This is a genomic window from Microlunatus sp. GCM10028923, assembly GCF_042666975.1.
Classification (GTDB): Bacteria; Actinomycetota; Actinomycetes; order Propionibacteriales; family Propionibacteriaceae; genus Microlunatus.
Genome location: NZ_JBHTFF010000001.1, coordinates 542,465 through 562,203, shown reverse-complemented (window position 1 = coordinate 562,203; position 19,739 = coordinate 542,465). Strand labels below are relative to the sequence as shown.

21 protein-coding genes are annotated in these 19,739 nt (G+C 70.1%); 10 read left to right on the top strand and 11 right to left on the bottom strand.

The genetic code is table 11. From position 1 onward, the window contains the following. Window positions 1-16: 16 nt before the first annotated feature. Window positions 17-583, bottom strand: coding sequence for a GNAT family N-acetyltransferase (locus tag ACFQU4_RS02525; RefSeq protein ID WP_377486484.1), 567 nt, complete (start codon window positions 581-583; stop codon window positions 17-19). Between the two features lie 47 nt (window positions 584-630). Further along, the gene (locus ACFQU4_RS02520) at window positions 631-1,383 is read right to left on the bottom strand and encodes a DUF4097 family beta strand repeat-containing protein (protein ID WP_377486481.1); all 753 of its coding nucleotides are present in this window, start codon (window positions 1,381-1,383) and stop codon (window positions 631-633) included. 250 nt (window positions 1,384-1,633) lie between these two features. On the opposite strand from ACFQU4_RS02520, the gene ACFQU4_RS02515 reads away from it, so the two are divergent. Together ACFQU4_RS02515 and ACFQU4_RS02510 are read left to right on the top strand one after the other, a co-directional pair. Beyond that, a complete protein-coding gene (locus tag ACFQU4_RS02515; protein ID WP_377486478.1) occupies window positions 1,634-3,058 on the top strand; it encodes a DUF222 domain-containing protein in 1,425 nt (474 codons plus the stop codon). 70 nt (window positions 3,059-3,128) lie between these two features. After that, window positions 3,129-4,169, top strand: a complete 1,041-nt coding sequence (locus tag ACFQU4_RS02510) for a phosphotransferase enzyme family protein (RefSeq protein ID WP_377486475.1) — start codon at window positions 3,129-3,131, stop codon at window positions 4,167-4,169. Here the strand turns inward: ACFQU4_RS02510 and ACFQU4_RS02505 are convergent. Continuing rightward, window positions 4,166-4,786: a TetR/AcrR family transcriptional regulator gene (locus ACFQU4_RS02505; RefSeq protein ID WP_377486472.1), complete on the bottom strand. Its 621-nt coding sequence runs from the start codon at window positions 4,784-4,786 to the stop codon at window positions 4,166-4,168. The genes ACFQU4_RS02510 and ACFQU4_RS02505 overlap by 4 nt on opposite strands. An 82-nt stretch (window positions 4,787-4,868) precedes the next feature. Here ACFQU4_RS02505 and ACFQU4_RS02500 point away from each other — a divergent pair, with 82 nt between their 5' ends. Together ACFQU4_RS02500 and ACFQU4_RS02495 are read left to right on the top strand one after the other, a co-directional pair. Beyond that, window positions 4,869-5,309, top strand: a complete 441-nt coding sequence (locus ACFQU4_RS02500; protein WP_377486469.1) for a nuclear transport factor 2 family protein — start codon at window positions 4,869-4,871, stop codon at window positions 5,307-5,309. Next, the gene (locus ACFQU4_RS02495) at window positions 5,306-5,737 is read left to right on the top strand and encodes a hypothetical protein (RefSeq protein ID WP_377486466.1); all 432 of its coding nucleotides are present in this window, start codon (window positions 5,306-5,308) and stop codon (window positions 5,735-5,737) included. Before ACFQU4_RS02500 ends, ACFQU4_RS02495 begins: the two co-directional genes overlap by 4 nt. Before the next feature lie 69 nt (window positions 5,738-5,806). Here ACFQU4_RS02495 and ilvC read toward each other — a convergent pair whose 3' ends face one another. The 3 genes from ilvC to ACFQU4_RS02480 form a co-directional block, all read right to left on the bottom strand. Further along, the gene (gene ilvC, locus ACFQU4_RS02490) at window positions 5,807-6,826 is read right to left on the bottom strand and encodes a ketol-acid reductoisomerase (RefSeq protein ID WP_377487336.1); all 1,020 of its coding nucleotides are present in this window, start codon (window positions 6,824-6,826) and stop codon (window positions 5,807-5,809) included. 61 nt (window positions 6,827-6,887) lie between these two features. Beyond that, window positions 6,888-7,421: an acetolactate synthase small subunit gene (gene ilvN / locus ACFQU4_RS02485; protein ID WP_377486463.1), complete on the bottom strand. Its 534-nt coding sequence runs from the start codon at window positions 7,419-7,421 to the stop codon at window positions 6,888-6,890. Then, on the bottom strand, window positions 7,418-9,172 hold the full coding sequence (locus ACFQU4_RS02480) for an acetolactate synthase large subunit (protein ID WP_377486460.1): 1,755 nt from the start codon (window positions 9,170-9,172) through the stop codon (window positions 7,418-7,420). The genes ilvN and ACFQU4_RS02480 overlap by 4 nt, the downstream gene beginning before the upstream one ends. Before the next feature lie 287 nt (window positions 9,173-9,459). Here ACFQU4_RS02480 and ACFQU4_RS02475 point away from each other — a divergent pair, with 287 nt between their 5' ends. Next, the gene (locus tag ACFQU4_RS02475; protein WP_377486457.1) at window positions 9,460-9,894 is read left to right on the top strand and encodes a hypothetical protein; all 435 of its coding nucleotides are present in this window, start codon (window positions 9,460-9,462) and stop codon (window positions 9,892-9,894) included. Window positions 9,895-9,918: 24 nt separating this feature from the next. On the opposite strand, the gene ACFQU4_RS02470 is transcribed toward ACFQU4_RS02475, so the two are convergent. Beyond that, window positions 9,919-11,022 carry a glycoside hydrolase family 172 protein gene (locus ACFQU4_RS02470; protein WP_377486454.1) on the bottom strand — a complete coding sequence of 368 codons (1,104 nt, stop codon included), beginning with the start codon at window positions 11,020-11,022 and terminating at the stop codon, window positions 9,919-9,921. 194 nt (window positions 11,023-11,216) lie between these two features. Between ACFQU4_RS02470 and ACFQU4_RS02465 the strand changes: the two genes are divergently transcribed. Next, window positions 11,217-12,218 (top strand): M28 family metallopeptidase, encoded by a 1,002-nt coding sequence (locus tag ACFQU4_RS02465; protein WP_377486451.1) that lies wholly within the window; start codon window positions 11,217-11,219, stop codon window positions 12,216-12,218. Here ACFQU4_RS02465 and ACFQU4_RS02460 read toward each other — a convergent pair whose 3' ends face one another. Both ACFQU4_RS02460 and ACFQU4_RS02455 read right to left on the bottom strand, forming a co-directional pair. After that, complete coding sequence (locus ACFQU4_RS02460) at window positions 12,219-13,607, bottom strand: CapA family protein (RefSeq protein WP_377486448.1); 1,389 nt, start codon at window positions 13,605-13,607, stop codon at window positions 12,219-12,221. It lies immediately after the preceding gene. Window positions 13,608-13,630: 23 nt separating this feature from the next. After that, window positions 13,631-14,089, bottom strand: coding sequence for a ubiquinol-cytochrome c reductase iron-sulfur subunit (locus ACFQU4_RS02455; protein ID WP_377486445.1), 459 nt, complete (start codon window positions 14,087-14,089; stop codon window positions 13,631-13,633). Between the two features lie 168 nt (window positions 14,090-14,257). Here ACFQU4_RS02455 and ACFQU4_RS02450 point away from each other — a divergent pair, with 168 nt between their 5' ends. The 4 genes from ACFQU4_RS02450 to ACFQU4_RS02435 all read left to right on the top strand — a co-directional run bounded on the left by ACFQU4_RS02450 (window position 14,258) and on the right by ACFQU4_RS02435 (window position 17,246). Further along, window positions 14,258-14,710, top strand: a complete 453-nt coding sequence (locus ACFQU4_RS02450) for a hypothetical protein (protein ID WP_377486442.1) — start codon at window positions 14,258-14,260, stop codon at window positions 14,708-14,710. 3 nt (window positions 14,711-14,713) lie between these two features. Next, the gene (locus tag ACFQU4_RS02445; protein ID WP_377486439.1) at window positions 14,714-15,229 is read left to right on the top strand and encodes a sigma-70 family RNA polymerase sigma factor; all 516 of its coding nucleotides are present in this window, start codon (window positions 14,714-14,716) and stop codon (window positions 15,227-15,229) included. After that, on the top strand, window positions 15,229-15,903 hold the full coding sequence (locus tag ACFQU4_RS02440) for an anti-sigma factor family protein (protein ID WP_377486436.1): 675 nt from the start codon (window positions 15,229-15,231) through the stop codon (window positions 15,901-15,903). Before ACFQU4_RS02445 ends, ACFQU4_RS02440 begins: the two co-directional genes overlap by 1 nt. A 179-nt stretch (window positions 15,904-16,082) precedes the next feature. Further along, window positions 16,083-17,246, top strand: coding sequence for a type I restriction endonuclease (locus ACFQU4_RS02435; RefSeq protein WP_377486433.1), 1,164 nt, complete (start codon window positions 16,083-16,085; stop codon window positions 17,244-17,246). 22 nt (window positions 17,247-17,268) lie between these two features. Here the strand turns inward: ACFQU4_RS02435 and ACFQU4_RS02430 are convergent, their stop codons facing one another. Continuing rightward, window positions 17,269-18,036 (bottom strand): SDR family NAD(P)-dependent oxidoreductase, encoded by a 768-nt coding sequence (locus tag ACFQU4_RS02430; RefSeq protein WP_377486430.1) that lies wholly within the window; start codon window positions 18,034-18,036, stop codon window positions 17,269-17,271. Window positions 18,037-18,038: 2 nt separating this feature from the next. Continuing rightward, a complete protein-coding gene (ilvD, locus tag ACFQU4_RS02425) occupies window positions 18,039-19,733 on the bottom strand; it encodes a dihydroxy-acid dehydratase (protein ID WP_377486427.1) in 1,695 nt (564 codons plus the stop codon). Between the last annotated feature and the right edge of the window lie 6 nt (window positions 19,734-19,739).

The following is a 19,739-nucleotide window of genomic DNA, read 5'->3' as shown; positions in this document are numbered from 1 at the left end:
GAGCGTAGCGTGCCGGTCAGCGAATGGTCACGGGTTCCGGCCAGGCGAATCTGAGACAGGCGGGACTTCCGTTCAGCCGGCCCTCGACCCCGCCCGGCGGCGGTACCAGCCCGCGCTCGACCTGGACGCCGCCGACCGCCGCGTAGAAGCCTTGCGCGGCGGTGTTCTGCTCCAGCACCCAGAGATGCAGCGCCGGGCGCTCGGCCTGTTCGGTGACCGCCGACGCGGCCGCGGTGATCAAGGTCCGGCCGACGCCGGACCGCTTCCGCGCGAACCGTACGTGCAGGTTGTCCACCAGGCTGCCCCAGCGGTCGTCATGATCGAACATCACGTGCACGAACCCGGCCAGTCCCTCGTCGTCCTCGGCCAGGATCGTGGCCGAACCCTCCGGGGCGGCCAGCCTGGTGGACCAGAGCTGCTGCCGGTCGGTGATCACGTCGCCGTCGAGAAAGCTGTCGGCGTAGGCGCCGCGGTAGTGCCGGCGCCAGCTGTCCGCGTGGAGCTCGGCGATCCGGCCGGCGTCCTCGAGGACGGCCGACCGGAAGCTGAGCTGCGTCGAGTCGGTGACCATGCTGTTGATCATCGCAGGATGCCTGCGGTTGCCACCGGGCGTACCAGGTGCCGAGATCCTCAGCGACGGTGCAGGTTGATGTCGCCGTCGCCGGCGCTGGCATCGATCGTCCGCAGGGCCGCGGGATCGTTCGGCAGCGTGCTCTCGGCGTCGCCGTCGTCGACCTTCGTGGTGATCTTGTACGGGCCGTCGGGCGCGGCCACGTCGATCTGACCGTCGTCGGTGGTCGCGACCACGCTCTCCGGCGCGGCCAGGAAGTCGAGCCGTACGTCGCCGTCGCCGGACCGGGCGCTCACCCGCGGGGCGGCCAGGCCGGTGGCGCGGATCGTACCGTCGTCGGTGACCAGGCTGAGCGGGCCGCGGGCGTCGTCCAGCTCGATGTCGCCGTCGCGGGTCTCGATCGCCAGGTCGCTGACGAACCCGTTCCCACTCACGGTGCCGTCCTGAGCCCGTACCCGGAGCTTGGTGCCGACCGGGACCTCCAGCCGGTAGCGGACGTCGCAGCGGGCGAACATGCCCTCGCAGTGCGAGGTCAGCTGCAGCGTCCGGCCCGCCTCGAGCTTCCAGTCGGCGCCGGTGTTGCCGAGCCACTTGTTGGTCTTGAACCACCGGGTCACCGAGACCCGGCCGTCCTGACCCGAGACCGGCACGAGTTCGAGATCGCCGTCGTCGGCGACCACGGTGAGCTCCGGACCGGCGAAGTCGAACGACTTCTGTTCCGGGTTCTGGTTGCGCCAGGCGGACCAGCCCGCGCTGACCCCGACGAGCACGAGCAGTACGACAACGACGATGGCGACCCGTTTCGGCTTCATACCCACGAACCTAGGCAAGATCAAGACCCGCCGGAATCCGGGCAACCTCCGAGTCCACCTTCGGGTTTTCCCCACCATCGGCCGGGGACGGTGTCGGCCGTGCAAGGTTGACGCGGGCAGCCGGAGCTCGCCGATCCGATGCCGAGCCGCCCGCCGCCTCACTCATCCCCCGGCCCGAGAATCGATCGAGATCCCTTGGAAACAAGAACATCTGCTTGTGTTCGAATCTCTGTTCGAATAGAATTCGATCATGACGCCGACGGCCCTGGATACCACCACCCCGGTGGGTGCCGCGGTCCAGGACGTCCGGGAGAGTCTGACCGTGCTGGTGGCGGCAGTGCGTCAGGGCGGGCTTGATCATCACGACGCACACGGCCTGATCGACCTGCTCGACGGGATCGAGACTGTGCGCAATCAGCTCCAGACGGTCGATGCCGAGTTGATCGCTGCCTGCCGGGATGCCGGAGTTCACGAGCGCGAATGCCAACGGTCGATGGCGAAGGTGCTGGAGCGGCGATACCTGCTCGGACCACACGAAGCCTCGCGGCGGGTGCGGGCGGCTGCGGCGGTCGGAGCACGGAGATCGATGACCGGACTGCCGCTGCCCAGGCTAACGTCGGTGATCGCCGAAGCCATGGCCACCGGCGTGATCACCGCCGAGCAGACCACGATCGTCGACCGCACCCTGCAGCAGCTCGACCAGGCCAAGACCGACCCCGCCGACATCGAGCAGGTCGAGAGCGAACTGGTCGACTCCTGCCGTCAGTTCGGACCAGGAGAACTGCGCCGGCTGAGTCAGCGATACCTCGACGCCTACGACCCCGATGGCGCCGAACCCGATGAACAACGCCAGCAGGACCGGCGATTCCTCCGGCTGCGAACGCTGCCGTCAGGTGCGGTGTGCGGGGAGTTCCGGCTCACGCCGGAGGCCGCGGTCAAGGCCCGGGCCGTCCTGGAACCGCTCGCCCACCCACGACTCGACGCCGCCGCCGGGGTCGGCGCGGGCGACCTGCGCAGTCACGAACAACGGCTGCACGACGCCCTCGACGACGTGTTCGCCCGGATGCTCCGCACCGGCGAGATCCCGGAGTGCGGTGGGACTACGGCCACGGTGCTGATCACGATGGACGCCAGCACGCTCCCGGTCCAGAGCCGGCACACCACCGCCGGCGCCGAGCATGAGCCGATCACTGCTGACCTTCCCAGCGATCGAAGCACTCGGTTGCGGCACGGCACGGCTGGTGACGGCACCGTCCTCTCCCTGACCGAGATCACCCGCCTTTCCGGCGAAGCCGAGATCTATCCGATCGTTCTCGATCAGACCGGGATCCCGCTCGAACTCGGCCGCACCCGCCGGATCGCATCGAAGCACCAGACGATCGCACTCATCGCCCGGGACGGCGGTTGCTCCTTCCCCGGGTGCGACCGGGCTCCGGAATGGTGCGAACGCCACCATGTGATCCGCTGGATCGACGGCGGTCTGACCGAACTCGCCAACCTGACGCTCCTCTGCAGTTACCACCATCGACACTTCCTCGATCGCGGCTGGCAGGTCAAGATCAACGACGACGGGCTACCGGAATGGAACCCACCGAGGCAGGTCGATCGTGATCAGAGACCCATGATCAACAACAGGATCCTGGCCAGACTCCAGCAGCCTCCCCTGCTCACCTGACCGCCGCGTGGAACCGCGCGCGGGCGGAAATCTGGAGGCGGGATGCCGGCCGGTGATCAACAATGGCCGGATGACGGCGGTGTTTCTCGAGGAGCGTGTGGCGGCCGACGACGTACTGGTTGCGGAGATCGCGGAGCGGTACGGGCTCGAACGGCCCACCGGGTGGTCCGATCTGGGTGGCAGCTGGACCACGAATCTGAAGCTGACCTTCCGGGAGCGGGCGGCACTGGTCGCGCGGATCCACGGCGCCTACACCTCGCCCGACCGGCTCACCGCCGTGCAGGCGGCGCGGATCGCCGTGGCCGACGCCGGGCTGCCGGCGATCCGGCCGCTCGACACTCCCTCGGGGCCGTCGTTCGTCCGGCTCGGCAACGGGCGGCTGGCGGAGCTGGAGCCCTTCGTCGACTGGAATCAGCGGATGAAGACCGGACCGCTGCTGGAGGCCGGGTTCGGCGTGCTCGCCCGGCTCCACGACGCGCTCCGGGACGCATCGATCCCGGCGGCCGGCGAGACGGCGACCGCGGCCAACCACCTCCACTCCGAGGTCGCGCTCGAGGCGTCCCGGCGTGGCGCCGACCGGATCCGCGGCTGGCGGGACACCGTGCTGACCGGGCTCGCCGACCGGGCGGTACGCCATCTGGAGGCCGTCGATCGGGCGGAACAGCCGTTGCGGGCCGGGCAGCTGACCCAGCTCGTGCACGGCGACTTCTGGGACAACAACGTGCTGTTCCACGACGGCCGGCTCGCGGCCGTTCTGGACTTCGACTTCATGGCGGTCCGGCCACGGATCGACGACCTCGCGCTGACGGTCTACTTCGTCCTGCTCGAACCGGGGCGGGCGTTGCCGACGGCGGAGGACCGCGCCCAGGTCCGGCGCTACCTGGACGCCTACGACGCAGCCGCCTCGATCAGGTTGTCCGCCGAGGAGCGGGCGATGCTGCCGCTCGCCGTCGCCCGGCAGCCGGCCTGGTCTCTCGGCCGCTGGGCCGTCGACCTGGACGACCACGACGCCCGGCAGCACGTCAACCACGTCGTCGGCGAACTCCCCGTCGCTCAGGCCGTGCTGGCCGAACTCCCCGCCTGGCAGGATGCGCTGCTCGCGGTGCGCTAGCTCTGCGGCAGGCCGAGCAGTCCGCGGACGGCGCGCTCGGTGAGGTCGGCGTCGTGCGGCGGGCCGGTCACGGCGGAGGTCACGCCCTCCAGCACCCCGATGTACGCCGACGCCAGCAGCCGGGGCGGCGGGCCGGGCGGCAGGCTCCCCCGTCGGCGGCCCAGGGTGATCGTCTTCGCCAGGTCGTCGGTCAGCGGCCCGATCACCTGCGCGAGGGCGTCGGCCACCGGATGGTCGCGGCCGGCGAACTCGACCCGAAGACTCAGCAGGACGGCGGCGATGTGCTTGCGGACGTACCGGGCGTGCGCCCGGGCGGCCCAGACCAGCCGTTCGGCCGGGTCGTCGATCTGCCCGGCCGGAGCGCCGACCTCCGCCTGCCAGGTCTGCTGGACCCACTCGATCACGGCGAGGGCGAGCTCGTCCTTGTTGGCGAACAGGTGATAGAGCGCACCCCGGGTGTAGCCGGCGTCCCGGGCGATGTCGTCCAGCCGCACGTTCCCGTACCCGTAGGTCGAGAAGCCGCGCGCCGCCGACTCCAGCAGCTTGCTCCTGGTCCGCTCGGTCCGCTCCGCCTGGGTACGGCGCACCCGCGGCCCCTCACTGTCGTTGGTGATCACGGACACAAACATACATGGATGCACGCATGTGTGACCAAGCTCGCGTTGCCGCCGCAGATCCGGCAGGCGTACGTTCATGATCATGAACGGTGATCAGCAGGACACCACTCGGCTCGGCGTACCGGCCGCGGACCGCTTCTACACCAGCCTGGCGACCCGGGACGGCGCCGCGCTGCTCGACTCCCTGGACGAGGACTTCGTCCTGACCCTGAGCCCGGGACTGCCGCTGCCGGCCGCCCGGGAGCACCACGGGCGGATGGCCGCCGTGTCCGAGGTGTGGGGACGGATCCCGGCCGGCTACGAACTCCGCTGCGAACCGGACCGGGCGATCGTCGGCGGCCCCGACGAACTCGTCGTGCTCGGCCACTACCGCGGCGACGGGTGGGAGGCCCCGTTCGCCCACGTGCTCACCACCAGGGACGGCAGGCTCGCCTCCCTGCGCCAGCTCACCGACACCCGCTGCTGGCCGGACCCGCCCGCCGCGCCGAACGTCGTGACACCGAGCGAAGCGAGGTCAGCATGAACGTCACGGCGATCAAGGTCGGTGCGGGCGCCTGGATGTTCACCGGCGTCGTCCACGACGTGCTCAGCCTGATCCTGCCGGATGATCCCGTGCTGGCCGAGGCGCTGCGCGCGTCCCAGCTGCAGGTCGGGCCGTTCTCGCTCAACTCGGCGTCGCTGCAGCAGGGGATCAGCCTGGCGATGGGCCTGGCCATGTTCGCGGTCGGGTTGCTGCTGTGGATGATCACCCGGCAGCTGCCGGCGGAGCGGCTCCGCCCGTTCGGCATCGTCGCCCTGGTCGCGTCGCTGGCCGCGCTCGGCCTGGCGATCGCGATGATCCCCGGACCGCCGATGATCACGTTCTCGGTCGCGTCGATCGCCTTCGTGATCGCCCTGGCCGCGAAGACCCGGACCCGGGCCGGAGCCGAGGCGCTGCAGGGCGCGCGCTGACCGTACCGAAAGGAAAAGCGCCGGCCGGAAGGGCGAACCCCTCCGACCGGCGCTTCGTGCTGCTCAGGCTCAGCGAGCCGCGGTGCCCTCGACGTAGTCGTCGTCGTGGCTCTTCACCCAGGACATCAGGTCGCGCAGCTTGTGCCCGACCTCCTCGATCGGGTGCTGCTCGCCCTTGGTCCGCAGTTCCTTGAACTCGGGGCCGCCGGCATCCTGATCATCGATGAACCGCTTGGCGAAGGCGCCGTTCTGGACGTCGGTCAGGACGGCCTTCATGTTCTCCTTCACCCGGGCGTCGATGACCCGCGGGCCGGACACGTAATCGCCGTACTCGGCGGTGTCCGAGACGCTCCAGCGCTGCTTGGCGATGCCGCCCTCGTACATCAGGTCGACGATCAGCTTCAGCTCGTGCAGGCACTCGAAGTACGCGACCTCCGGCTGGTAGCCGGCCTCGATCAGCGTCTCGTAGCCGGCCTGGACCAGCGCGCTGGCGCCGCCGCAGAGGACGGCCTGCTCGCCGAACAGGTCGGTCTCGGTCTCCTCGGTGAAGGTGGTCTTGATGCCGCCGGCGCGGAGGCCGCCGATCCCCTTCGCGTACGAGAGCGCGAGGTCCCACGCCTTGCCGGTCGCGTCCTGCTCGACCGCGACCAGGACCGGGACGCCCCGGCCCTCGGCGTACTCACGGCGGACCAGGTGGCCCGGGCCCTTCGGCGCGACCATGGCCACGTCGACGCCCTCCGGCGGCTTGATGTAGCCGTACCGGATGTTGAAGCCGTGGCTGAAGAACAGCGCGTCGCCCGGAACCAGGTTCGGCTGGATCGCCTCGGCGTACACCTTGCGCTGCGACGGATCCGGCGTCAGCACCATGATCAGGTCGGCCTCTTCGCAGGCCTCGTACGGGGTGAGCACCCGGAGCCCCTGCGCCTCCGCCTTGGCCCGGCTCTTGCTGCCTTCCTGCAGCCCGACCCGTACGTCGACGCCGGAGTCACGCAGCGACAGCGCGTGCGCGTGCCCCTGGCTGCCGAACCCGAGGACCGCGACGTTGCGTCCCTGGATCACCGACAGGTCGGCGTCGTCGTCGTAAAACATCTCTGCTGCCACGTTGTTCAATCTCCTCAAGTGATTCGGGCTCGGCGCCCGGGGAATGCCGTCAAGACACTACTCGGATGGGTTTCGGCCGCTCGGACCGGATCGTCCGGTCGGTGATCGACCGGCTGCCCCGGCCGACGGCGACCAGGCCGGACTGGACCAGTTCCCGGATCCCGTACGGCTCCAGCAGTTTCAGCAGCGCGTCCAGCTTCTCCGGGCTGCCGGTCGCCTCGATCGTCATCGCGTCGGCGGTGATGTCGACCACCTTGGCGCCGAACAGTCCGACGATCTCGATCATCTGGCCGCGGGTGTCGGCGTGCGCCTTCACCTTGACCAAGATCAACTCGCGGCGTACGGCGTCGTCCAGCTCGACGATCTTGAGCACCTCGATCAGCTTGTTGAGCTGCTTCGTCAGTTGCTCGAGGACCATGTCGTCGACGGTGACGACGACCGTGATCCGGGACATCTCGGGAAACTCGGTGGGCCCGACGGCGAGCGAGTCGATGTTGAACCCGCGCCGCGAGATAAGGCTGGAGATCCGGGCCAGGACACCCGGCTTGTTCTCGACCAGAACGCTCAGCGTGTGCGTGGTCACAGTTCCTCGCCTTCCCAGTTCGGGGCCATGTCGCGGGCCACCTTGATCTCGTCGTTGCTGGTGCCGGCGGCGACCATCGGCCACACCATGGCGTCCTTGTGCACGACGAACTCCACCACCACCGGCGCGTCGTTGATCGACATCGCCTTGTCGATCACCGCGTCGACGTCGCCCGGCTGCTCGGCCCGCAGCCCGACACAGCCCATCGCCTCGGCCAGCTTCTGGAAGTCGGGCACCCGGTTGGTCTTCAGGTCGGTGTTCGAGTAGCGGGAGTTGTAGAACAGCGTCTGCCACTGCCGCACCATGCCCAGGCTCTGGTTGTTGATCACCGCGATCTTGACCGGAATCCCTTCCACGGCACAGGTGACGAGCTCCTGGTTGGTCATCTGGAAGCAGCCGTCGCCGTCGATCCCCCAGACCACCGCATCGGGCCGGCCGGCCTTGGCACCCATCGCCGCCGGCACGCAGTAGCCCATCGTGCCGAGACCGCCGGAGTTGAGCCAGTGGCCCGGCTTCTCGAACGGCAGGTAGTGCGCCGCCCACATCTGGTGCTGCCCGACCCCGGCCACGTAGTAGGCGTCCGGCCCGGCGATCTGGCCGATCCGCTTGATCACGGCCTGCGGCGACAGCGAGCCGTCCTCCGGCTCGTCGTACCCGGTCGGGTAGCGGTCCTTCACACCGACCAGCCAGGACACCCAGTCGTCGATCCGGAGCGGGTTGCCGTTCGCGGCCAGCAGCGCGGTCAGTTCCGCGATCACTTCCTTGCAGTCGCCGACGATCGGCACGTCGGCGACCCGGTTCTTGGAGATCTCCGCCGGATCGATGTCGGCGTGGATGATCTTGGCGCCGGGCGCGAACGAGGACAGTTCGCCGGTCACCCGGTCGTCGAAGCGGGCACCCAGCGAGATCAGCAGATCGCTGCGCTGCAAGGCTCCCACGGCCGCGACGGTTCCGTGCATGCCGGGCATGCCCATATTCAGCCGGTGGCTGTCCGGGAACACCCCACGGGCCATCAGCGTGGTCACCACCGGGATCCCGGTCAGCTCGACCAGCGCGGCCAGTTCCTTCGACGCGCCGGCCTTGTAGGCACCGCCGCCGACGTAGAGCACCGGGCGCCGCGCCTCGGTGATCAACTTCACGGCTTCCTTGACCTGCTTGCCGTGCGGCTTGGTCACCGGCCGGTAGCCGGGCAGGTTGATCTCGGTCGGCCAGGTGAACCCGGACTTGCTCTGCAGCGCGTCCTTGGTGATGTCGACCAGCACCGGACCGGGCCGGCCGGTCGTCGCCAGGTGGAACGCCGACGCGATCGCACCGGGGATGTCGGCCGGCTTGCGGACCAGAAAGTTGTGCTTGGTGATCGGCATCGTGATGCCGGTGATGTCGGCCTCCTGGAAGGCGTCCGTGCCGATCGCCGGTCCGGCGACCTGCCCGGTGATCGCCACCATCGGCACCGAGTCCATGTGCGCGTCGGCGATCGGCGTGACCAGGTTGGTCGCGCCCGGGCCGGAGGTGGCCATGCAGACGCCGGCCTTGCCGGTCACCATCGCGTAGCCCTCGGCAGCATGGCCCGCGCCCTGCTCATGCCGGACCAGGATGTGACGTACGAACTTGGAGTCGTAGAGCGGGTCGTACGCCGGAAGGATCGCACCGCCCGGGATGCCGAATACGGTCTCCGCGCCGACCCGCTCCAGCGACCGCACGAGCGACTGTGCTCCTGTCAGCTGAGCTCCCTCAGCCTCATTCTCAGCCATCATGACTCCTCGTCTCGTCCATGATCATCGCGCCGAATCCGCCGTACTCAAGAAAAAACCCCCGCCGCCGAATGGCAGACGAGGGAGCGTGTCGGTGAGCTTGCGGCTCAGGCGACACGCTTTGGAAGTACGACAATGCTCGGACGCATAGCCCTCACCCTACTCCGGGGCTTCTCGGTGTCAATCGTGTCTTGGCATCCGGAAGGACGCTCGGATGCCCTACTTTCTTGGCGTTCCGCGGCGGGTACGCACCGGAAGGAGGGGTGCGGTTGCGTAAAGTCGGCGGGGTGTCGTGCATCAGCTTCCTGTCGCCGGAACAGCGGGCCACCCTGGGCCAGGTCACCTGTGAGCTGAGTCCGGAGGAGGTACGGGCCGCGCACCCGATGCCGCCCGTCACCGACGGCACGCTGGCCCGGATCCGGCTGCTCGCGCGGAACCCCGATCCGGCGATCCGCGCGGCCGCCGCGAGCAAGCGGCAGGCTCCGGCCGAGACCCTCGACACGCTGAGCCGGGACACCGATCTCGGGGTCCGCAGCAGCGTCGCCCGGAACGAGGCGGCGTCCGCAGCGGTGCTGCGCCGGCTCGCGGCCGATCCCTCCGCCCAGGTCCGCGGCTGGGTCGCGGCCAACCGTTCCTGCCCGCGCGAGCTGCTCGACGAACTGACCGCCGACCCGGACGAGACCGTACGGAAGGTCGTCGACTGGGCCTTCGCCTGGGCCTGATTCCTCACCACCACGTTGGTCGGGTCAGCGGGGGCGGCGCTGTTCCCGGGGCGGCAGCGGGTTCCGTACGTTCGCATCGGTCGGGCCGGCCTGGTACCAGTAGGCGACGGTCGACAGGTCGTCGTTGCGTTCGAAGAGGCCGTGGTCCCAGGCCCCGATCTGCTGCAGCGTGACCCGGATCCGGCTGGTGAAGATCACCGGATCGGGCAGGTGCCAGCGATACATCCCGTGCGACTGGGCGGTGGCGGTCGCGAACGGGGAGGCCTGGGTGTCGTCCGTCGCCGAGTAGTACGGGTAGCCGCAGTACGGGGCGCTGAAGGTGATCGGGTTCGGCGGCGGGTCGCGGCGCAGCTCGTCCTGGAAGGCCCAGGCCCCGCCCGCGTAGTCCTCCAGCCCGGTGCTGCACTGGCTCGGGTGTTCCTGGTCGTCGTCCAGGTAGAACTTCACCTCGCCCTCGCCCCACCAGTAGCGCTCCAGCGCGGTCAGCCCGATATAGCTGCCGACGTACGACCCGGCGCCGGACACCCCGTCCAGCAGGACATGGTCCTCGCCGAGCGCCGAGGTGCCGTTGCTGCGCCGCCACTGGGCGTGGAAGGTCGAGGTGTCGTCGGGCAGGTCGTCGCCCACCGTGTAGTCGACCTGGTAGTAGATCCCGTCCACCCGCCCGGGATGCTCGTTGCCGAGCTCGATCCGGGCGTTCCGCCGAAACGGCATCGGGAAGTAACAGTTCATCCCGCCGGTCGGCGCGACCACGATCGGCACCGACGTGACCAGGGCCCGGGCGCCGAAGCCGTTGCAGAAGAAGTCGCCGAGCGGGACCTCGACCGCCGGCGCCTCGGCATCGTCCCACCAGATCCGGAGCACCAGGTCGCGGAGCACCCACGGCCCCGCGGAGGTACGGTCCGGGAACGTCATCCAGATGTGCCGGATCGTGCCCGGCCCCTCGATGTCGGCCAGCGTCACCGACTCGCCCGCGTCGATCCCGATCGCGGGCCGGCCCTTCCTGGACGGCCCGAGCGCCGAAGCCTCGGTCGCCGCCCGGCCCGGCTCGCCGGTCGGGTTCTCGGCGTTGACCGAGCGGCTCCGCGTGGCGCGCGGCGCCCTGGTGATCATGGTCCAATCGATCATCGGCTGCTCCCTGGCGACGTTGGTCGGACCCCAAACTCTAGGCGGACCGCTCACGCCGCCGCGGACCGGTGCGTTGTCGGGATTCCTCCACGGTTGCAGCGTTGCCTCGTGGCAGACGCGCCAATCCGCCCGCCCGTGGAGGAATCCCGACACCGCGGCCGATGGGTTTGCCGACCGCGCCTACGCTCCGGGACATGCGCGGTGCGCTCGCCTCGGCCGGGATGATCATGATCATCCTGCTGGTGGGCTGCACACCCGATCCCGGCTCGCCCGTACCCGACCCGACGCTGTCCGGACCGTCGACTGCCAGCGGCCCGCCGTCCGGGACCCCCAGCCGGTCGCGCGTAACCCCGACGCCGAGTTCACCCAGTCCGTCGCCGCCCCGGGCTCGGGCCGAGGTCTCGGCGCGGCGGATGGTCGCCGACGTGCAGCGGCTGGCCGGCGACATCGGGCCGCGGGAGGCGACGTCGAAGGCGTTCCACGAGGCCGCCGACCTGGTCGAGGAGCGGTTCCGCGAGCTCGGGTTCCGGACCCGGCGGACCGCGGTGAAGGTGCCGGCCGGGGACTCCTGGGGTACGCCGGTCCGGGCCGGCACCTCGGCCAACGTGATCGCGGATACGCCCGGCCTCGATCCGGCCCGTGACCATGTGGTGATCGGGGCCCACCTGGACACCGTCGCCCGGGCGCCCGGCGCCGAGGACAACGCCTCCGGCATCGCGGTGCTGCTCGAGCTGGCCCGGCTGGCCGGCCTCGACCCGCCCGAGGTGCCGATCCGGTTCGTCGCGTTCGGTGCCGAGGAACCGCGCGGCGACGGCGACGCGCTGCACCACTTCGGCTCCCGGCAGCTGGTGGCCGGACTGTCCACGGCCGAGCGGAGCGCGATCCGCGGCATGGTCTCGCTGGACCGGGTCGGCGTCCCGGCCGACCGGGTGCCGGTCTGTCGGGCCGGGTCCCGCGGCACCGCACTGCAAGATCAACTCCGGGACGCCGGCCGGGCGGCCAAGATCAGCACCCGGGCCTGCGAGGACCGGGCCAGCGATCACTGGTCGTACCAGAAGGCGGGGATCCCGGCGGTCCGGCTGGGCAAGATCGCCTACGCCGGCTACCACTCCCCCGACGACGTACCGTCCGTTGTCGACGATGATCAACTCGCCCGGGCGGCCCGGCTACTGTGGTCCTGGCTGGGCCGGAGTTGATCAAGGACGCGCGTACGGCCCGCGGCTGTGCTCCGCGATGTCGGCCAGGATCGACCGGGCCCGGGCCGGGCTCGCCGGGCGGGGCGTGAACCGGTCATCGATGACGTACGGGACGGGCTCGACGGCCCGGACCTCGCCGTCCCAGGCGACGATCTCCAGGAACACGCCCTCCCGGGTCTTGGTCTGGAAGTCCATGTCGAACACGAAATTGCCGAGCGAATGCACCACCGTGGCGTCGCCGGCCGGCTCCCAGCCCTGGACCCAGTGCGGATGGCCGCCGATGATCAGGTCGGCGCCGGCCGCGGCGAAGGCGCGGGCGGCGGTGCGCTGGCTCGACTCCGCGACGTGGGTGTACTGGGTGCCCCAGTGCGGGATCACGATCACCAGGTCGACCCGTTCGCTGAGCGCGCGGATGTCGGCCGCGATCCGGTCCAGGGCCCGGCGGTCCAGCGGCCCGGTCCGCGGCGGCATGTCCAGCCGGTTGGTCCCGGGCCGGGTGCTGGTGGCGGCCGGCGTCTCGCCGATCGATTCCGTACCGACGAAGCCGATCCGGACGTCACCGTCGGTGATCACCACCGGCCGGCGGGCCCGGGCAAGATCAGCACCGGCGCCGACATAGTTGATCTTCGCGGCGTCCAGCTCGCGGAAGGTCTGCAGCATCGCGGCCCGGCCGTAGTCGCCGACGTGGTTGTTGGCCAGCGAGACCAGGTCGAACCCGGCGAGTTTCAGCCCGTCCAGCACCACCGGGTCGGCGCCGAACGAGTCACCGCCCTGGGTCGGCTCGCCGTCGGTGGAGAGCGTCGACTCGAGGTTGCCGACGGTGAGCTCGGCCGCGGCCAGCCGCTTCGCGTACGGGCGCAGGGGTGCGGCCGGGTCGTCCCGGTGCGCCGCCGCCACCTGCCGGGCCAGCATCAGGTCGCCGGTGATCGTGATCGTCGTGACCTCGCCGACCGGCCGGTCGGCGACCCTGGTCAGCGGATAGCCGACCGGGTCCCGGAGCGGATGGCGGCCGTCGACCGTGAGCACCCGTACCGTCTCGTCGACCGCGGTGGCGGGCACCACCGCGACGACCGAGCGGTCGGTCCGGACCCGGTCCAGCCCGGCCACCGTGAACCGCGCCCCGCCCGCCGTGAGCCGATCCGCCCGGCCCTCGACGACGGCGCGCGCCGCCGCGAGCTCAGCGTCGAGGATCGGATGGGTGGCGTGTACGGCCAGCACGACCGGCACCTGGTACCGCGGTCGAGCCGGGCTCGGGGGTTGGCTCGAGGTCGGTGCCGGCCGAGCGGTGCTGCGGTCGAGCGGACTCGGGGTCGACTCCGGCGAGGGGCCCGGCGCCGGGGCCGCGCAGGCCGCGACCAGCAGCAGCGCGGCGGGCCAGCTCCCCCTCATCCTTCGAGTGTGACAAACGCGGCCTACGCGGAGCCGGTGACGACCTGTCCCGACTTCACGTGGACGTCGATCTTGGTCAGCGGTGCCTCGGCCGGGCCGCCGAGCACCGCGCCGTCGGACGGGCTGAACTTCGACTGGTGGCACGGGCAGACCAACTCCTGGCCGCTCGGCTCCACCGTGCAGCCCTTGTGCGTGCAGATCGCGCTGTACGCGACCGCCTCCTGGTCGGAGTGCCGGCAGACCAGGATCTCGGCACCGTCGGCCTTCACCAGGACGGCTTCGCCGACCTTGACCTGATCCAACGCGGTCAGCGTGGTGCCCTCCTTGGGCTCGCCGGACGACGGGCCGTCCGCGGGCTGACTCGCCGGGCCGCCGGGCGTACCGGACTCGGTGGTGGTGGGACTGCAACCGGCCAGGGCGAGCGCGCCGGCGCCGACTCCGACAATCATCTGACGGCGGGACGGATGCGTGCTGAACTCCATGGTCGTGCCCTTTCTCGTGGTCGAGCTGGGGGTCGAGGGACAACCATCACTACGGGAGCCGGCTCGCCTCGGTTCACCCGTACCGCGAAATCTTTTGAGCCCGCGATTGAACGCCGGGGCGGTCGGATCCGTATCCCTCGGTGTCGAAACGTCCCTGGGAGGTTCGAGATGAGCGAGTCCGTTGCGACGCGGCGGCAGTCGGAGGCACGGTCGGTGGTGACCGCCGAGGCCACGCCGGCGCTGCAGGTCGTCCGGGGCCTGGTGGCAGCCGCCGTGCTGCTGTCGGCCGACATCCACCTGGTGCTCTACCTGGACGGGTTCTCCGACATTCCGGTGATCGGCCCGCTGTTCCTGGTCAACGTGGTGGCCGGGTTGATCATCGGGGTCGGGTTGTTGATCATCCGGCACTGGTTCCTCGCGTTCGTCGCGGCCGGCTTCGGGGCGGCCACCTTCGCCGCGTACCTGATCTCGGCGACCGTCGGCCTGTTCGGAGTCCAGGAGCAGACCTGGGACGCGCAGGCCGTGCTGGCCGCCGGGTCGGAGATCGTGGCGGCCGTCGGCGGTGTCGTGCTGCTGGTGGCCTGGCTACGATCCCGTACCAGAGCGAACAGCATGGGGTGACGGGTGCCGGACGGCCAGGCGGAGCTGATGCGCCGGCTGCATGATGATCATGCGGCCGCGCTCTGGTGGTACGCGTTGCGGCTGACCGGCGGCGACCGGGCCCGGGCCGAGGACGTCGTCCAGGAGACGATGCTGCGGGCCTGGCGGCACCCCGAGGTGCTGGACGCCGACTCGGCGCGGTCCTGGTTGTTCACGGTGGCCAAGCGGATCGTGATCGACGAGTGGCGCACCGTACGGGCCCGCAGCGAGGTGCCGGTCGCCGAACTGCCGGGCACCGGGCGGTATGCCGTGGCCGACGACGAGGCCGAGCGGTCCATGCTGGTGTTCAGCATCGCCGAGGCGTTGGAACGGCTCTCGCCGGCCCACCGCGAAGTGGTCGTCGAGTGCCACTACCGCGGCCATTCGGTCGCGGAGGCGGCGCACCGGATCGGGGTACCGGAGGGCACGGTCAAGTCCCGATTGCACTATGCGCTGCGAGCCTTGCGGCTCGCGTTGGAGGAGATGGGGGTGACCGAGTGATGCCACAGGACAGGTTCGCGTCGTACGACGCCGCCTACGTCCTCGGCGCACTGTCGCCGAAGGACCGACAGGAGTACGAACAGCATCTGCGGGGATGTCCGGACTGCGCGAATGCGGTCCGGGAATTGGCCGGCATGCCCGGACTGCTGTCCCAGGTGCCGCCCTCGCTGCTGCCGGCCGACGGCGAACGGCCGGATCCCCCGCCGGACGACCTGCTGCCGAAGCTGCTCGACCGGGTCCGCCGCGAACGGCTCCGCCGCCGGGTGATCACCATCGGATCGGCCGTACTGGCCGCGGCCGCCTGCCTGGCCCTGGTGATCATGCTCGCCTTCCGCCCCACCATCGGCGACGAACCGGTGGCCATCCCGACCGCCACGATGAGCCCGGTCAGCAAGGCCCCGGTCTGGGCCACCATTGGGCTGGAGCAGGTCGACTGGGGCACGAAGGTCGACATGCACTGCATGTACGAGAAGCGGCCCGGCTACAACAAGAGCGGCGTCTACCTGCTGATCGTCGTCGCCAAGGACGGCTCCGAGGAACAGATCGGAGCCTGGCGGGTCAAGCCCGGCCAGGACGCCCGCTTCCCCGCCGCCACCTCGTACCCGATCAGCGAGATCGCCTCCATCGAAGTCCGTACGTCCTCCAACAAGACGCTCCTCAGCCTCACCCCCTGAGCCGTCCCGTCGCCGAGTGGACGCGTTGACCGGCAAACAGCCGAAATTCGAGGTCAACGCGTCCACTCGGCGATAGGTCACAACTCGATATCCCTCACCCCTGTTCTGCCCCGGAATCGGAATCCGCTGCGATGCTCGCCGAGGACCAATGCCGGTCCTGCGCGCACTGGGGGAAACACATGGAGCTCTTGGACCGGGTCATGGCGCTCGCCGCCAAGGTCAGGCAGCAGAAGGCGACGATTCCGACGGAAGAGGCGACGAAGAACGCCTTTGTCATGCCTTTCATCTCGACCGTGCTTGGCTACGACGTCTTCGATCCGGTCGAAGTCGTGCCCGAGTTCACGGCGGACGTCGGCATCAAGAAGGGCGAGAAGATCGATTACGCCATCGTCCACGACGGCGTGATTCAGATCCTCGTCGAATGCAAGAAGGTCGGCGATTCACTTCGCCCCGAGCACTCGTCCCAGTTGTTCCGGTACTTCTCCGTGACGAACGCCCGCATCGCCGTCCTCACCAACGGCGAGGTCTACCAGTTCTTCACCGATCTCGATGCGCCGAACAAGATGGACTCCAAGCCGTTCCTGGTGCTCGACCTCTCGGATGTCGATCCGACGCTGATCCCGGAATTGCACAAGCTCTCCAAAGGCACCTTCGACCTCGAGTCGATCATCAGTTCGGCGGGGCAGCTCAAATACATCGGCCAGATCAAGCGGGTGTTGTCCAGCCAGTTCCGGGAGCCCGAAGAAGATTGGGTACGACTCCTCACGACCCGCGTCTACGACGGAAGCTTCACCCAGCGGGTACGGGAACAGTTCACACCGCTCGTCGCGAAAGCATCGGCGCAATTCCTGAATGAGCAGGTCAACGACCGGCTCACGACCGCGCTCGGCGCGACGACTCCGGCGACCATGCCGGACACGACGCCGGAGCTGCCCGCCGCGGGGTCGGCAGCCGACGGGCCGGACAAGGTTGCCGATGAGATCGCCACGACGCTCGAGGAACTTGAGGCGTTCCACATCGTGCGTGCGATCGCGTGCAGCGACGTGAAGCCGATTCGGATCGTGTACCGGGATTCGAAGAGCTATTGCGCGATCTTGCTCGACGACAACAACCGCAAGACGATCGCGCGCCTTCATTTCAATCGCCGCCAGAAGTATCTCGGGCTGTTCGACGCCAACAAGGTCGAGCGCCGAGTGCCGATCTCGTCGCTCGACGAGATCTACGACCACACCGCCGAGATCCGGCAAACGATCGAACGGCTGCTCGATGCCCCTCAGGCCGACGAGGCGTACCCCTCGGCCGAGCCGATCACCGACGACCTGGCAGCGGAGCCGGTTGCCTGACCGGATCCTCTGAGCAAGATCGTCAGCGGGCCTCGGGGTCGCGGGCGAGCACCGTGCGGCCGCCGTCGACCGGGACGACGGCGCCGGTGATGAAGCCGGAGTCGGGCGAGAGCAGGAAGGCGATGGTGGCGGCGACCTCGTCGGGGCGGCCGACCCGGCCGAGCGGGTGGATGGCGGCCATCTCCCGTTCCGTGGCGGCGGCGCCGTCGGGGCCGAGGTCGGCCAGGTAGCGCTCGTAGCGGGCGGTGGTGATCGAGCCGAGGGCGGCGCAGTTGACCCGGATCCCGTCCCGGCCGTACTCCACCGCGAGGGCCCGGGTCAGACCCTCGACGGCCGCCTTCGCCGTCGCGTACGGGGTCGCGCCGGGCACCGGCTGCCGGGCCTGGTGGGAGGACACGTTGACGATCGCGCCCGGGGTGCCGGCGGCCCGGAACCGGCGGATGGCGGTCGTGCAGCCGACCACGGCCGGCGCGAGGTTCAGCGTGATCGCGTCCAGCACGGCGTCCGGCGGGTCGGTGTGCACCGAAGCGTCCCGGAACACGGCGGCGTTGTTCACCCAGCCGGTCAGCGGACCGGCCAGGTCGGCGGCCCGCTCGGTCACGGCCGGGTCCGCCGCGCTGCCGGTGACGACGCCGAGCCGGTCGGCCGCCGGATGATCATCGGCCCAGGCGGTGACCGCCGGGTCGAGCTCGATGATGATCACCCGGTGGCCGTCGCCGAGCAGGCGGTCGACGACGGCCCGGCCGATGCCCTGGCCGCCGCCGGTCACCACGATGCCGGCCGGTTCCATGATCAGGTGCAGATGGCGCCGACGTTGGCCGACTGGACGAGCTTGGCGTACTTGGCCAGGACGCCGCGCGGAGCCGGCCGGTCGACCGGGGTCCAGGCCTCCCGCCGGCGCTGCAGCTCTTCGGCGGAGAGGTCCACGTCCAGGGTGCCGTGGGCCACGTCGAGGGTGATCTTGTCGCCGTTCTCGACCAGCGCGATCGGGCCGCCCTCGGTCGCCTCGGGCGCGATGTGCCCGACGCAGAGGCCGGTGGTGCCGCCGGAGAAGCGCCCGTCGGTGATCAACATGACGTCCTTGCCGAGGCCGGCGCCCTTGATCGCGCCGGTGATCGCCAGCATCTCGCGCATACCGGGACCGCCCTTCGGGCCCTCGTACCTGATCACCACGACGTCGCCGGCGGTGATCGTGCCGTCCTCCAGCGCGTCCATCGCGGCCCGCTCGCCGTCGAACACCCGCGCGGTCCCGGTGATCACCTCGGTGTCGAAGCCGGCGCTCTTCACCACGGCGCCCTCGGGTGCCAGCGACCCGCTCAGGATCGTGATCCCGCCGGTCGGGTGCATCGGCTCGGACAGCGCCCGGACGATGGTGCCGTCGATGTCCGGCGGGTTGATCTCGGCCAGGTTCTCGGCCATCGTCTTGCCGGTCACGGTGAGGCAGTCGCCGTGCAGCAGGCCGGCGTCGAGCAGGGCCCGCATCACGACCGGCACGCCGCCGACCCGGTCGACGTCGTTCATCACGTACCGGCCGAACGGCTTCAGGTCGCCCAGGTGCGGCACCTTCTTGCCGACCCGGACGAAGTCGTCCAGGCTCAGCTCGACCTCGGCCTCGTTGGCGATCGCGAGCAGGTGCAGCACCGCGTTGGTGGAACCGCCGAACGCCATCACCACGGCGATCGCGTTCTCGAACGCCTCCTTGGTCATGATCTGCCGCGCCGTGATGCCGCGCCGGAGCAACTCGACCACGGCCTCGCCGCTCTGCCGGGCGTACGTGTCGCGACGGCGCGCCACCGCCGGCGGGGAGGCCGAGCCGGGCAGCGACATGCCCAGCGCCTCGGCCGCGCTGGCCATCGTGTTCGCCGTGTACATGCCGCCGCAGGCGCCCTCGCCCGGACAGATCGCCTTCTCGATCTCGGTGACCTCTTCGCGGGTGATCAGGCCGCGGACGCAGGCGCCGACCGCCTCGAACGCGTCGATGATCGTCACGTCCTTGTCGCCGACCCGGCCCGGCATGATCGAGCCGGCGTAGAGGAACACCGAGGACAGGTCCAGCCGCGCCGCGGCCATCAGCATGCCGGGCAGCGACTTGTCGCAGCCGGCCAGCAGCACCGAGCCGTCCAGCCGCTCGGCCTCCATCACGGTCTCGACGGAGTCGGCGATGATCTCCCGGCTGACCAGCGAATAGTGCATCCCGACGTGGCCCATCGAGATCCCGTCCGACACCGAGATGGTGCCGAACTCCAGCGGATAGCCGCCGGAGGCGTGCACGCCGTCCTTGACCGCCTTGGCGAGCCGGTCCAGGGACAGGTTGCAGGGGGTGATCTCGTTCCAGCTGGACGCGACGCCGATCTGCGGCTTCGCGAAGTCCTCATCGCCCATCCCGACCGCGCGCAGCATGCCGCGGGCCGCCGTGGCCTCGAGGCCGTCGGTCACCGCGCGGGAGCGCGGTTTGATGTCCGGGGTGGGGGTCGTATCGGTGGTCATAGCGCC